The organism is Kribbella sp. NPDC004138 (assembly GCF_053603655.1).
The window spans coordinates 90,986-103,988 of sequence record NZ_JBSGFZ010000020.1; the positions used below are offsets into that span (position 1 = coordinate 90,986).

The following is a 13,003-nucleotide window of genomic DNA, read 5'->3' on the forward strand; positions in this document are numbered from 1 at the left end:
CCATATGTCCTCCGCCGCTCCCACTGCGAGCCTGGCCGTCCGGCGTACCGCGGCGCTCCTCGCCCTGGTCGTCGTCCTGGTGCTCGCGTTCGCCGCGAGCCTCGCGCTCGGCTCGCGCTGGCTCGGACCGGGGGCGGTCTGGCACGCCCTCGCTGCGAACTCCGGGTCGGACGCGGACGTGATCGTGCGCAGCCTGCGATTCCCACGCACGGTGGTTGCGGTCCTGATCGGGCTCTGTCTCGGGATCGCCGGCGCGTTGATGCAAGGCCACACCAGAAACGCGCTGGCCGAGCCGGGCATCTTCGGCGTGAGCTCCGGCGCGGCGTTCGCCGTGGTGCTCGGACTCCAGCTCGGCCTGGTCGAGTCGGTGTCGTCGACCGTCTGGGTCGCGCTGATCGGCGCACTGATCGCCACCTTCGCCGTACAGCAACTGGCCTCCCGCGGCTCGGGCGCCACGCCCGTCGGCCTGGCGCTGACCGGTGCAGCGGTCGCTGCACTGCTCGGCGCGCTCATCTCAGCCGTCGTTCTCCTCGACGCCGACACCCTCGACAGCTATCGGTTCTGGGCGGTCGGATCGGTCGCCGGCCGCGGGCTGGATGTCGCCGCTCAGGTGCTGCCGTTCGCCGTTGTCGGCCTGCTGCTCGCCGCTGTCAACGCCCGTGACCTCGACCTGCTTGCCCTCGGCGACGACGTGGCGACAGGCCTCGGCCTGTCCGTGCGCCGGGCCCGGCTCGTCGGACTGGCAGCGATCGGCCTGCTGACCGCCGCCGGTGTCGCGGCGTGTGGTCCGATCGGGTTCCTCGGCCTGCTGGCCGGCCACGTCGCGCGCCGGATCTTCGGCGCCCGCAACAGCTGGCTGATCCCCGCCGCGGGCGTCATCGGGGCGACCGCACTGGTGCTCGCGGACCTCGTCGGCCGTCTCGTCGGCGGCGCAGGCGAGGTCCAGGCAGGCGTCGTCCTCGGCATCGTCGGCGCTCCGATGTTCGTCCTCGTCGTACGCCGCCGGGCGGTGGCGCTGTGAAATCTGTGAGATCACGGACGGTCGTCCTCAGCATCCTGTTCGCGGCGCTCGCGGTCGCGGTCGCGCTGGTCTCGCTGAGCGTGGGTACGACGAAGCTCCCGCTCGCCGACGTGGTCGAGGTACTCCTCGGTGGCGGCCGGCGCGGCACCCGGCTTGTGGTGCTGGAGCTACGTCTGCCGCGCGTTGCGACCGGACTGCTGGTCGGCATGGCGTTCGCGGTGTCGGGTGCCCTGTTGCAGACCCTGTCGCGCAACCCCCTCGCCAGCCCGGACATCGTCGGCGTGAACTCGGGCGCGTCCGCCGGGGCGGTCGCCGTGATCGTGCTCGCCGGGACCGGCGGCGGCAACATCTCCGGCGTCGCGGCCAAGGTCGGGATCCCGTTGGCGGCTGTTCTCGGCGGATTGCTCGCGACGCTGGTCGTCGGCGCGCTGTCGGTCCAGCGCGGCGTGGTGGACGCGGGCAGGGTGGTGCTGATCGGCGTCGGCGTCGCGGCCGCGGCGAACTCGCTCGTCGCCTGGCTGCTGGTGGTCGGTGACGTGAACGACGCGGGCCGGGCCGCCGCCTGGCTGGCCGGATCGTTGAACGCACGTACCTGGAGCGACGCGATCCCGGTGCTGATCGCCGTCGTGCTGTTGTTGCCGGTGACAATGATGTTCAACCGGGATCTGTCCGCGCTGGTGCTCGGTGACGACGTGGCGTCGTCGCTCGGCGTCCGGTTGGCGCGGATCCGGCTGGCGTTGCTGGTGATCGCGACGGTGCTGGCCGCGATGGCGACCGCGGGCGCCGGTCCGATCGCGTTCGTCGCGCTGGTGGCGCCGCAGGTCGCGCTGCGGCTCACCCGGACGGAACGGCCGCCGTTGCTGACCACGGCGATGCTCGGCGCGCTGTTCGTCGTCCTCGCCGACCTGTTGGCGCGGAACGGGCTGCACTGGGCGCACGTCGGCCCGTACGAGTTGCCTGTCGGCGTGGTCACCGCCGCGTGCGGAGCGCCGTACCTGCTTCACCTCATCGGTCGCCAGCAGAAGGGACGCTAGTGCACGTCGAGAACCTGACCCTCGCGTACGACGCTGATATGCCGGTGGTCGACGGCCTGACGCTGGAGGTGCCGTCCGGTCAGCTGACTGCGGTTGTCGGGCCGAACGGGTCCGGCAAGTCGACCCTGCTGCGTGGGATGAGCAGACTGCTCGCTCCACAGAGCGGGCGTGTGCTGCTGGACGGCAAGGACATCCACCAACTGCCTGCGCGCGAACTTGCCCGCAAGCTCGGTGTCCTGCCGCAAGGACCGGTCACACCGGAGGGGATCACCGCTGCCGAGCTGGTGTCGCGTGGACGGCATCCGCATCGCGGTCTGTTCGGGAGGCTCACCAGTGATGACGATGCCGCGATCAACGACGCACTGCGGGCAGTTGAGCTGACAGAGCTCCGTGACCGGCCGGTCGACCAGCTGTCCGGTGGTCAGCGTCAGCGGGTGTGGATCGCGATGGTGCTCGCGCAGGGGACACAGCACCTGCTGCTGGACGAGCCGACGACGTACCTCGACCTCGCGCATGCCGTGGACGTGATGAACGTGGTCCACGCCGCCGCCACGACCGGACGGACCGTCGTGGCTGTGCTGCACGACCTGACGCTCGCAGCGCAGTACGCCGACCACCTGGTCGTGATGGGGGACGGGCGGATCGCCGCGCAGGGCCGTCCGGTCGACGTACTGACCGCGGACTTGCTGGCCGAGGTGTTCGGCTTGAAGGCGACTGTTGTCGAGGTCGGCGGCGCACCGGTCGTCGTACCGGATCGTAGGCTGGCTGGATGACCTGCACCGTGAGCCGTCTGGCGGGCGTGCTGGCTGACTCGGTCAGCTGGCTGTCCGTGAGTACGGCGGCGCGTGGCCCGGGCTGGGTCTCGTGTGCGGAGCTGATCGCGGAACAGGAGGCCGGCGGCGACCCGACGCTGGCGTGGCGGTCGGCTGCCGCAGCCGACTACGCGCGGGACTACGGGATCGAGCCGCCGGTGCAGGTCGCGGCCATGTTCACGCTGATGTGGTACCTCCAGGTGCCGTCTCTGGTCGCCGGGGTCACCGGGGCGGCGACAGGTTTCTCGCCTGAGGTTTCACCGGCGGCCCTGGCGTTCAAGCGGCACCCGGTGGCGCACTACCCGGCTGAGGTGGCGCTACTGTCCGACGTGGTCGTGCCGGTCGAGGAAGCTGCAGCACAGCACAAGGCTCACGTCAGCGCGTTCCTCGACTCCTACCGTCCCGGGGTCAAGCTGGGGTCGTTGCAGCGGTTCGGGGCGGCGGACGACGAGGTGCGGGCGGCGATCCGGCTACCGGAGGACGCGCCGTACGCCGACCGGGCCGCGGCGGCGTTCGGAGTGTCGCTGGAGGAGAAGCTGCGGACGTCCTGCTGCTACTTCTACGTGTTGCCGAACGTGACCGCCTGCACCACCTGCCCCCGGTTTCGCTGAGAGCGAACCTCCGGATCGCGAGGTTGTCCGGATCCGGCCGGAAAGTGTCGGTGGCCTCGGGAAGCATGCTCGGCATGAGTCCGTACGCACCCCAGACGTCACCGACGGGTAATTTCCGGTCGGTTGTCCAGCCCTGGACCCGGAGCTAGGTTCGCTGACGTGACCTCGTCCGGTGGTTCTCCGGCGACGACCCCGATCGGCTCCCGGGCCGAGGCGGAGGGTTACGTCGCGATGGTCTGTTTCAAGCACGGTCCACCACGACTGTTCGGCGTCGAGCTGGAGTGGACGGTGCATCACGCGGATGACCCGCACCGGCCGCTCGACGCCGGCCGACTGAGCAAGGCCCTGGGCGTGCACGCCCCGGCGACCCTGGTGCGAGGCAGTCCGCAGCTGCCGCTGAGCCGGGGCGCTCTGGTCACCGTGGAGCCGGGTGGCCAGGTGGAGATCTCCGGCCCCGCGGCGGACTCGGTCCCGCGGCTGATCGAGGACACCGCCGCCGACGCCGCCGAGCTGACGGCCCTTCTGCTGGACGCGGACCTCGTTCCGGGCGACCACGGCCTGGACCCCTTCCGCACGCCGCGCCGCATCCTCACCGTCCCGCGGTACGCCGCGATGGAACACGCCTTCCAGCGGCTCGGGCCGCACGGGCCGCGGATGATGTGCAGCACCGCCGGGCTGCAGATCTGCCTCGATGCCGGCGAGACGGACCAGACCGCACTGCGCTGGCGCGCGCTGCACGATCTCGGCCCCGCGCTGGTCGGCCTGTTCGCCAACTCCCGGCGCCGGGCGGGCGCGGACACCGGCTGGGCCTCGGCCCGCACGCAGGCGACCTTCGGCACCTGCGCCCCGTTCACCGAGCCGCCGCCGCTCGACGCCGACCCGGCCGCGGCCTGGGCCCGGACGGCCATGGAGGCGCCGGTGCTCTGCCTGCGGCGGGGCGACACCTGGGACGCACCGACCGGGCTGACGTTCGGAGCGTGGGCGGACGGACAGCTGCCCGGCGACAGACCGACGTACGACGACCTCGACTACCACCTGTCCACACTCTTCCCGCCGGTCCGCCCGCGCGGGTATCTCGAGGTGCGCTACCTCGACGCGCAGCCAGGCGACGGGTGGATCGCCCCGACCCTGCTGCTCACCGCGCTGATGTCGGCTCCGATCGACCAGGTGCTGGCCGCGGCCGAGCCTGCCGCCGGGCGCTGGTTCCCGGCGGCCCGCGAAGGCCTGAAGGACTCCTTGGTCCTGCGCGCCGCGCGCGCCGTGGTCGCGCTGGGCACCGAGGTCATGGACCGGACCGGCGCGGATCCCGATCTCGTCGCTGCCGTCGCGACCCGGCTGCAGCGCATCGTCGACACCACCCACGGAAGGCGAGCTTCATGAATCACCAACTGTCCGACCTGTCGCCCGAAGGCCTGCGGGCGTTCGTCGGTGAACAGCTCGAGCGCTCGCGGGCGCGGACGGTCCAGCTGACCGAGGCGGTCGACACCGACGACCTGGTCAAGCAGCACTCCAGACTCATGTCGCCGCTGGTCTGGGACTACGCGCACGTCGGCAACCAGGAGGAGCTCTGGCTGGTCCGTGACGTCGGCGGCCGCGAGCCGCTGCGCCAGGACATCGACGAGCTGTACGACGCGTTCCAGCACGCGCGCGCCGACCGCCCGTCGCTGCCGCTGCTCGGGCCGGCCGAGACCCGCGTCTACGTGAACGAAGTGCGCGACAAGGTGCTGGACGTGCTCGACCACGTGAAGTTCGACAACGGCCGGGAGCTCGTCGACAACGCGTTCGCGTTCGGCATGATCGCGCAGCACGAGCAGCAGCACGACGAGACGATGCTGGCCACGCACCAGCTCCGCGAGGGCGCTCCGGTGCTGGACGCGCCGCCGCCTCCCGCGGGTCGGCGGTTGCCGTCGGCCGAGGTGTTCGTGCCGGGCGGCGTGTTCGAGATGGGGACGTCGATCGAGCCGTGGGCGCTCGACAACGAGCGGCCCGCGCACGCCGTCCACGTGCAGCCGTTCGTGATCGACACGGTGCCGGTGACGAACGGGGACTACCTGCGGTTCGTGCTCGGCGGCGGGTACTCCGATCCGCGGTGGTGGTCGGAGGCCGGGTGGGCGCACGTCCGGCAGGCGTCGCTGGTCGCGCCGCGGTTCTGGTCGCAGGCCGACGGCGAGTGGTGGCGGCTGCGCTTCGGGCACCGGGAGCTGCTGCCGCTGGACGAGCCGGTCATGCACGTCTGCTTCTACGAGGCGGAGGCGTATGCGAAGTGGGCCGGGAAGCGGTTGCCGACCGAGGAGGAGTGGGAGTTCGCGGCCCGGTTCGACCCTGAGAGCGGCCGGACCCGGCGGTTCCCCTGGGGTGACGAGTCGCCGGGTCCGCAGCACGCGAACCTGGGGCAGCGGCACCTACGACCGGCCCCGGTCGGCGCGTACCCGGCAGGTGCTTCGCCGCTGGGCGTGGAGCAGCTGATCGGCGATCTGTGGGAATGGACGTCGAGCGACTTCCACGGCTACCCGGGGTTCCGCGCCTGGCCGTACGACGAGTACTCGCTGGTCTTCTTCGGGCCGGACTACAAGGTGCTCCGCGGCGGCTCGTTCGGCACCGACGAGGTCGTTGCCCGCGGCACCTTCCGGAACTGGGACTACCCGATCCGCCGGCAGATCTTCGCCGGCTTCCGGTGCGCGCGCGACCCGCGTCCCGAGGAGCTGCACGCCTGATGTGCCGCCACCTGGCCTACCTGGGTCCGCCCGTCACACTCGCCTCGCTGGTGCTGGAGCCGGAGCATTCGCTCTACGAGCAGAGCTGGGCGCCGGCGGACATGCGCGGCGGCGGATCGGTCAACGCCGACGGCTTCGGCATCGGCTGGTATCCCGAAGGGGACGCGGCCGTGTCCGGCGGGCCGGTGCGCTACCGGCGCGACGTACCGATCTGGACCGACGAGAACCTGCCCGGCCTGGCCGGCACGATCCGGTCCGGCGCCGTCCTGGCCGCCGTCCGGAACGGGACCGTCGGCATGCCGTACGGTCAGTCCGCGGTCGCGCCGTTCGCCTCGGACCACTGGCTGTTCAGCCACAACGGGCGCATCCCCGGCTGGCCGGAGGTGACGCTCAAGCTGGCCGAGCAGTTACCGGTCGCCGACCTGCTGAGCCTCAGCGCGCCGATCGACTCGGTGTTCCTGTGGGCCCTGATCACCCATCGGCTCGCGGAGGGTGTGCCTCCGGCGGACGCGATCGCCGCGGTCGTGCACGAGGTGGACACGCTCGCGCCGGGATCGCGGCTGAACATTCTGCTCACCGACGGCGAACAACTCGTCGCCACCGCCTGGACCCACTCCCTGCACGTACGCCGGGCCGCCGACTCCGTGACCGTCGCCTCCGAGCCGTTCGGCGCGGGCGACTGGACCGCCGTACCGGACCGCTCGCTTCTCGTGGCCACCGCCACCACAGTGCAGATCACCAGCATGGAAGGACAAGCGTGACCCTCATAGACGTACATCTGACGCCGGACTACGCCGCTCGGGCTTTGCGGGAGGACGTTCGGGCAGGGCTGACGGCCACGCCCAAGTGGTTGCCGCCGAAGTGGTTCTACGACGCGCGGGGGAGTGAGCTGTTCGAGGAGATCACGCGTCTGCCGGAGTACTACCCGACCCGCGCGGAGCGGGAGATCCTGCAAGCGCGCGCCGGGGAGATCGCGGCGATCACCGGCGCGCACACGCTGGTCGAGCTCGGGTCCGGGTCGTCGGAGAAGACCCGGCTGCTGCTCGACGGGCTCCGCGACCACGGCACGCTCACGTCGTTCGTCCCGCTCGACGTCTCGGAGTCCGCGCTGCGGGACGCCGCCGACGCCATCAACGCCGACTACGCGGGCCTCAAGGTCCACGGTGTGGTCGGCGACTTCACCGCCCACCTCGACAAGCTGCCGGGCGAGCCGCCGCGGGTGGTCGCGTTCCTCGGCGGCACGATCGGCAACCTGATCCCGGCCGAGCGCGAGGCGTTCTACCGGTCGGTCCGCGAGGTGCTCGAGCCGGGCGAGTCGCTGCTGCTCGGCACCGACCTCGTGAAGAACCCCGCCACGCTGGTCGCGGCGTACGACGACGCGGCCGGCGTCACCGCCGAGTTCAACAAGAACGTGCTGCGGGTGATCAACCGGCAGCTCGGCGCGGACTTCGACGTGGACGCCTTCGAGCACGTGGCGATCTGGGACGCGGACAACGAGTGGATCGAGATGCACCTGCGCGCCACCCGCGCGCTGCGGGTGCTGATCCCGGAGATCCACCTCGAGGTCACGTTCGACGAGGGCGAGGAGATCAGCACCGAGATCTCCGCCAAGTTCCACCGCTCCGGCGTCGAGGCCGAGCTCGACAAAGCGGGCTTCACCCCGGCCGCATGGTGGACCGACGGCGAAGCCCGCTTCGCGTTGTCACTCTGGCAGGCTGTCTAGCTGGCCTGCTAGCTGCCTTGCTTGATCAATCCGTTGATCTTGTCGACGTAGGCCGGCAGGTCGGTGATCGGCTTCTTGCCGCTCAGGATGGGCTGGTAGTTGGCCGTGGTCAGGTCGCCGACCTGCTGGGCCCACTGGGTGGTGAAGCGGACGCCGACCGTCTTCTCGGCTGCCAGGTCGGCCTTGACCGTGTCGACGACCGTGGTCTGCTGCGCCTTCGTCAGCGCGTCGAAGTAGCTGGTCTGGGCCGGGGTGTACGCCGGCGGCGCGACCGGCGAGGCCGGCAGGACGGCGTCCCACACCTTGGTGTTGAGGTACTGCAGCACCTTGAACGTCGCGTCCTGGTCCTTGGTGTACTGCGGCGTGCAGATCCCGACCGAGTCGTACAGCGTGGTCGCAGTCTGCACCTGCGGGAACGGCGCGAACCCGTACTTGATCTTCGGCTTGTCGGTCTGGAACCCGGCCGCCAGCCACTGCCCGCCGAACGTCATCGGGATCTTGCCGGCCGCGAACAGCGACTGCACGTTCGCCGCGTCGTACCCGGGCGGCGCGACCGATCCGTTCTTGATCGCGGCGGTCAGCTTCTCGACGCCTTCCTTGTACTTGTCGTCGGCCTCGGCCTTCGTCGGGTGGTTCACGTTGTCGGTGAACGGCGCGCCGCCCGCCGAGACCGAGTACATGCTCATCGTGAACGGCCCGTCCGGACCGGTCAGCTGGTCGGCGATCAGGCCGTACTTCGCGCCGTTCTTGTTCGCCAGCTTCGCGGCCGCGGCGTACATCTCGTCCCACGTCCAGCCGGCCTTCGGCAGCGGCAGCCCGGCCGCGGTGAACGCGTCGGCGTTGTACCAGACGCCGTACGTGTTCATCAGCGACGGCAGGCCGCCCATCTGGCCGTCGGCGGTCTTCCAGTTCTCCATCGCGGACGGGACGAACTTGTCGGCCTTGAAGTCGCCGTCGCCGTTCTGGATCTTGTCCGCCCAGTCGACCAGCAGGCCCTGCGACGTGTACTGCTGCTCGGTGTCGTTGCCACACCAGAACAGGTCGGGCAGCTTCTTCGCCTGGGTCAGCGACGCCAGCTTGTCGCCGTACTGACCGCTCGGGGTGTCGAGCAGCTGGACCGTGACGTTGTCGTCCTTGAAGTCCGCCAGCGCCTTCTTGATCGCGGCGTTCGTCTCGGCCGACTCCCACGTCATCACGGTCACGGTGACCGGGCCGTCGCTCGAGCCGCCGGAGTCCGACCCGCTGCAGCCCGTTGCCGCGAGCAACCCCGCGCACGCCAGCGCGGTCACAACCGATGTCCTCTTCACAAGGATTCTCCCTCTATTTCTGGTTCGTGCTGCCGAGAGCGCCGAGGCCCTGGATGAAGTAGCGCTGCGCGGCGAAGAAGATGATCAGCGGCGGCAGCATGTACAGCAGGTTGGTGGCCATGTAGTAGCTCCAGTCCGGCGTCTTCCCGGCGAACGGGGAGATGAAGGACGCCATCCCGACCGACAGCGGCCATTTGCCGGACGAGTACAGGTAGACCAGCGGGTTCAGGTAGTCGTTCCAGGACGCCTGGAACGCGAGGATCGCCATCGTCAGCCAGGCCGGCCGGGTCAACGGCAGCATCACGCTGACGAAGATCCGCAGGTGGCCGGCGCCGTCGATCTTGGCCGCCTCGTCGATCGAGTACGGGATGGCCAGGAAGTACTGCCGGGCCAGGAAGATGAACAGCGGGTTCCCGCCGAGGAACGCAGGCACGATCAGCGGCAGCCAGGTGTCGTACCAGCCGATGCTCTTGTAGAGCTGGAACAACGGGATCAGCCCGACCACGCCCGGCAGCAGCATGCTGCCGACGAACAGGTAGAACCACGTCTTGCGGCCAGGGAATCGCAACCTGGCCAGCGCGTAACCCGCCATCATCGCGGTCAGCACGCCACCGAACACGCTGAGAGCGGTGATGACGAGCGAGTTGAGGAACAGCCGGGGGAAGTGGATCGCCTGCGGCCCCTTGACGAAGTTGCTCCACTGGAACTCGTGCGGGAGCAGCCTCGGCGGGATGTCGAACACCGCGGTCCGGCTCTTCAGGCCGATCGTGATCATCCACAGCAGCGGCACGATCATCACCGCGCAGATGAACAACGCGACGACGTACCAGGCGGTGGTACCGACCAGGCGCGGCTTCTTCTTCGGCGGTGGGGCGGCCTGGATGGCGGGCGCCGTCACCGGGGGAGCTTCAGTCGGGAGTGTTGTCACTGTACGTCCAGAGCGAGGAGAACTTCGCGGTCAGGGCGATCACGGCGATGATGATCACGAACAGCACCCACACCTGCGCCGAGGCGTAGCCGAGCTGCGGGATCTTGCCCAGGGTCGGGAAGCCGTTCTCGTAGATCGACAGCATCAGCACCTTCGTGCTGAACCCCGGTCCGCCGTTGGTCAGGATCTTCGGCTGGTTGAACGTCTGCAGCGCCGCGGTGGTCTGCAGGATCACCTGCAGCAGCATGATCGGGCTGATCACCGGGAGCGTGATCCGGTAGAACACCGACCACGGCCCGGCGCCGTCGACCTTGGCGGCCTCGTACAGCTCGGTCGGGACCGCCTGCAGCGCGGCCAGGAAGATGATCATCGTCCCGCCGACGCCCCACAGCATCACCAGCACCACGGAAGGCATCGACATCGTCGAGCTCTGCAGCCACAGGCTCGTCGGCAGGCCGAGCCGGTCGAGGATCGTGTTCATCAGCCCGACCTGCGGATCGAGGATGAACTTCCACAGCGTGATCGTCGCGACGGCCGGCAGCACCACCGGCAGGTACGCCAGCGTGCGGACCACCCGCACCCCGGCGAACCGCTGGTTGAGGAACATCGCCAGCGCCAGGCCGAGGACCAGTGACAACGGGACATAGAGCAGCACCAGATAGCCGGTCGCCCGCAGCGCCGGCCAGAACGCCGGGTCGGTCGTGAACAGCCGGCGGAAGTTGCCCAGGCCAACGAAGACCGGGTCGGTCAACCCGTTGTACTTCGTCAGCGCGAGATAGAACGATCGGATCAGCGGATACCCCACGAAGACCAGAAACCCGATCATCGCGGGTGCGATGAACAGGTACGCGGCCTTCACGTCGGAGCCGGCATTGCGGCTCATGCCACCACGGGTCGTGCGCCTTCGGGTAGCGGATCCGCCGGCAGAGACTGAATTCACCCGGCCTCCTGGACGGTAACGTTTCCAACGTTTTACTGTTGGGTGACGATGCCGTGTCGTGAAAAGGAAGTCAACCCCGTGTCCGAAACGTTTCCAAGCCAGCCGGAGGCTCCCCGGCCGACGATGATCGACGTCGCCCGGCGGGCCGGTGTCGGCCTCGGCACGGTGTCACGCGTGGTCAACGGCGGGCACGGCGTCCGTGACGAGACCGCGGAGCGGGTCCGGGCCGCGATCGACGAGCTCGGGTTCCAGCGCAACGAGGTGGCCAGGGCGCTCCGGCCGGGCAAGAAGTCGACCTCGCTCGCCCTGGTCCTGGGCGACCTGACCAACCCGTTCTACGCGAGCATCGCGAAGGCGTCGCTCGAGGTCGCCGGGCAGTCCGGGTTCGCCGTGGTGCTCGGCAGCGTCGACGAGGACCCCGAAGGTGAGAAGCGGGCCATCCAGGAGCTGGTCAGCCGGCAAGTAGCCGGTCTGATGATCGTGCCCGACCAGGGCGACCACGCGTTCCTGCAGGGCGCCGGCGTGCCGGTGGTGTTCGTCGACCGCCCGGCGACCGGGATCGACGCGGACATCGTGATGGTCGACAACGAGGGCGGCGGGCGGCTGGCGGCCGAGCACCTGCTGCAGCAGGGCCACCAGCGGATCGCGATCCTGCTCGCCCCGTCGTACTACACGATCGGGCGCCGGTTGCGCGGGTTCCGGCGGGCGCACCGCTCGGCCGGGATCGACGTCGACGAGTCGCTCGTCATCCAACTGCCCGAGGGCAACGCGGAGGCCGCGGAGAAGGCGACCCGTGAGGTGATGCTGCGCCCCGATCCGCCGACCGCGATCTTCGCGTCGACGAACTTCCTCGCCGAAGGTGTACTGCGCGCGCTGGGCGAGCTGAGCGGCCCGGAGCCCGCGGTGGTCGGGTTCGACGACTTCCGGCTGGCCGACATGCTGCCGACACCGGTCACGGTCGTTGCCTCCGACATCGCCGAGCTCGGCCGCAGTGCGGCGCGGTTGCTGCTCGATCGCGCGTCGGGCACGGACACCCGTCCACCGCAGCGGATCGTGCTGCCGTGCGCGTTGATCGAGCGCGGGTCGGGCGAGCGGCCGCCTTCTGCTGCCGACAGAAAAGCTCGATGAGTCGCCGCCGTCCTGGCTAGGGTCGCGGTGTGTACTACGAGAGCTTCGGCAGCGGCCGGCCGATCTTCTTCCTGCCCAGCTGGGGTGGCGACGCCGGTGAGGCCCGCGATGTCCACGAGCCGATCTTCGAGGCACGCCCCGGCTGGCGCCGGATCTACGTCGACCCACCGGGCACCGGCCGGTCCCCGGCCGACCCGTCGATCACCGACCAGGACGGCATGCTGTCGTCCATCGCCGGGCTGATCGACTCGCTCGCCGGTGCCGAACCGTTCGCGCTCGCCGGTACGTCGGCCGGCGGCCTGCACGCCCGCGGGATCGTCAGACGCGACCCGTCCCGCGTCCTCGGATTGTTGCTGAGAGCACCGGGCATCGTCATCGACCGCTCCCGCCGCACGCTCCCGACGGACGAGCACCTGCGCCCGTCCACGGCACGCGAGCGTCAGCACCGGTACTACGGCGCGGCCGAGGCGTCGGCGGACCTCGCCTTTCTCGGGCGGATCCAGGGAGACGTCTCGACGTACGGCCTGCGGGAGGATCCGTCGATCCGCTTCGAGCGGCCGACGCTGGTCGTGACGGGCCGGCAGGACACCACGGCCGGGTACGCCGACGCGTGGGCGATCATCGAGGACTACCCGCGCGCGACGTTCGCCGTACTGGATCAGGAGGACCACTTCCTGCCCGGCCCCGGCGCGGCCGTGTATCGCGCGCTGGTCGAGGACTGGCTGGACAGGATCGAGCACCCGGACGCGTGAGGGGCGGGACACGCGTCCGGGTGCTGCGCGAGG

The 13,003-nt window shown here is 70.1% G+C and carries 13 protein-coding genes; 10 read left to right on the forward strand and 3 right to left on the reverse strand.

From position 1 onward, the window contains the following. Nucleotides 1-4: 4 nt before the first annotated feature. From ACWEOO_RS26905 to egtD, 8 genes are all read left to right on the forward strand, one after another. Nucleotides 5-1,021, forward strand: coding sequence for a FecCD family ABC transporter permease (locus ACWEOO_RS26905; RefSeq protein WP_452145385.1), 1,017 nt, complete (start codon nucleotides 5-7; stop codon nucleotides 1,019-1,021). Beyond that, entirely contained in the window at nucleotides 1,018-2,055 is a 1,038-nt protein-coding gene (locus tag ACWEOO_RS26910) for a FecCD family ABC transporter permease (protein ID WP_452145386.1), read from the forward strand. The genes ACWEOO_RS26905 and ACWEOO_RS26910 overlap by 4 nt, the downstream gene beginning before the upstream one ends. Next, nucleotides 2,055-2,828: an ABC transporter ATP-binding protein gene (locus tag ACWEOO_RS26915; protein ID WP_452145387.1), complete on the forward strand. Its 774-nt coding sequence runs from the start codon at nucleotides 2,055-2,057 to the stop codon at nucleotides 2,826-2,828. The genes ACWEOO_RS26910 and ACWEOO_RS26915 overlap by 1 nt, the downstream gene beginning before the upstream one ends. Beyond that, complete coding sequence (locus tag ACWEOO_RS26920) at nucleotides 2,825-3,478, forward strand: (2Fe-2S)-binding protein (protein ID WP_452145388.1); 654 nt, start codon at nucleotides 2,825-2,827, stop codon at nucleotides 3,476-3,478. The genes ACWEOO_RS26915 and ACWEOO_RS26920 overlap by 4 nt, the downstream gene beginning before the upstream one ends. 159 nt (nucleotides 3,479-3,637) lie before the next feature. Next, nucleotides 3,638-4,858, forward strand: a complete 1,221-nt coding sequence (locus ACWEOO_RS26925; protein WP_452145389.1) for a glutamate-cysteine ligase family protein — start codon at nucleotides 3,638-3,640, stop codon at nucleotides 4,856-4,858. Then, nucleotides 4,855-6,192, forward strand: a complete 1,338-nt coding sequence (egtB, locus tag ACWEOO_RS26930) for an ergothioneine biosynthesis protein EgtB (protein ID WP_452145390.1) — start codon at nucleotides 4,855-4,857, stop codon at nucleotides 6,190-6,192. The genes ACWEOO_RS26925 and egtB overlap by 4 nt, the downstream gene beginning before the upstream one ends. After that, nucleotides 6,192-6,953 carry an ergothioneine biosynthesis protein EgtC gene (egtC, locus tag ACWEOO_RS26935; protein WP_452145391.1) on the forward strand — a complete coding sequence of 254 codons (762 nt, stop codon included), beginning with the start codon at nucleotides 6,192-6,194 and terminating at the stop codon, nucleotides 6,951-6,953. The genes egtB and egtC overlap by 1 nt, the downstream gene beginning before the upstream one ends. Next, on the forward strand, nucleotides 6,950-7,915 hold the full coding sequence (gene egtD, locus ACWEOO_RS26940) for an L-histidine N(alpha)-methyltransferase (RefSeq protein WP_452145392.1): 966 nt from the start codon (nucleotides 6,950-6,952) through the stop codon (nucleotides 7,913-7,915). The genes egtC and egtD overlap by 4 nt, the downstream gene beginning before the upstream one ends. A gap of 8 nt (nucleotides 7,916-7,923) precedes the next feature. On the opposite strand, the gene ACWEOO_RS26945 is transcribed toward egtD, so the two are convergent. Genes ACWEOO_RS26945 through ACWEOO_RS26955 form a run of 3 tightly spaced genes read right to left on the reverse strand, consistent with a single transcriptional unit; the run spans nucleotide 7,924 to nucleotide 11,033 of the window. Continuing rightward, nucleotides 7,924-9,222 carry an extracellular solute-binding protein gene (locus ACWEOO_RS26945; protein WP_452145393.1) on the reverse strand — a complete coding sequence of 433 codons (1,299 nt, stop codon included), beginning with the start codon at nucleotides 9,220-9,222 and terminating at the stop codon, nucleotides 7,924-7,926. A 13-nt stretch (nucleotides 9,223-9,235) separates the two neighbouring features. Continuing rightward, the gene (locus ACWEOO_RS26950) at nucleotides 9,236-10,120 is read right to left on the reverse strand and encodes a carbohydrate ABC transporter permease (RefSeq protein ID WP_452145394.1); all 885 of its coding nucleotides are present in this window, start codon (nucleotides 10,118-10,120) and stop codon (nucleotides 9,236-9,238) included. 10 nt (nucleotides 10,121-10,130) lie between these two features. Beyond that, nucleotides 10,131-11,033 carry a carbohydrate ABC transporter permease gene (locus ACWEOO_RS26955; protein ID WP_452145395.1) on the reverse strand — a complete coding sequence of 301 codons (903 nt, stop codon included), beginning with the start codon at nucleotides 11,031-11,033 and terminating at the stop codon, nucleotides 10,131-10,133. Nucleotides 11,034-11,168: 135 nt separating this feature from the next. Between ACWEOO_RS26955 and ACWEOO_RS26960 the strand changes: the two genes are divergently transcribed. Continuing rightward, a complete protein-coding gene (locus tag ACWEOO_RS26960) occupies nucleotides 11,169-12,218 on the forward strand; it encodes a LacI family DNA-binding transcriptional regulator (RefSeq protein ID WP_452145396.1) in 1,050 nt (349 codons plus the stop codon). A 29-nt stretch (nucleotides 12,219-12,247) separates the two neighbouring features. Beyond that, nucleotides 12,248-12,970, forward strand: a complete 723-nt coding sequence (locus ACWEOO_RS26965; protein ID WP_452145397.1) for an alpha/beta fold hydrolase — start codon at nucleotides 12,248-12,250, stop codon at nucleotides 12,968-12,970. The last annotated feature ends 33 nt before the right edge of the window (nucleotides 12,971-13,003 follow it).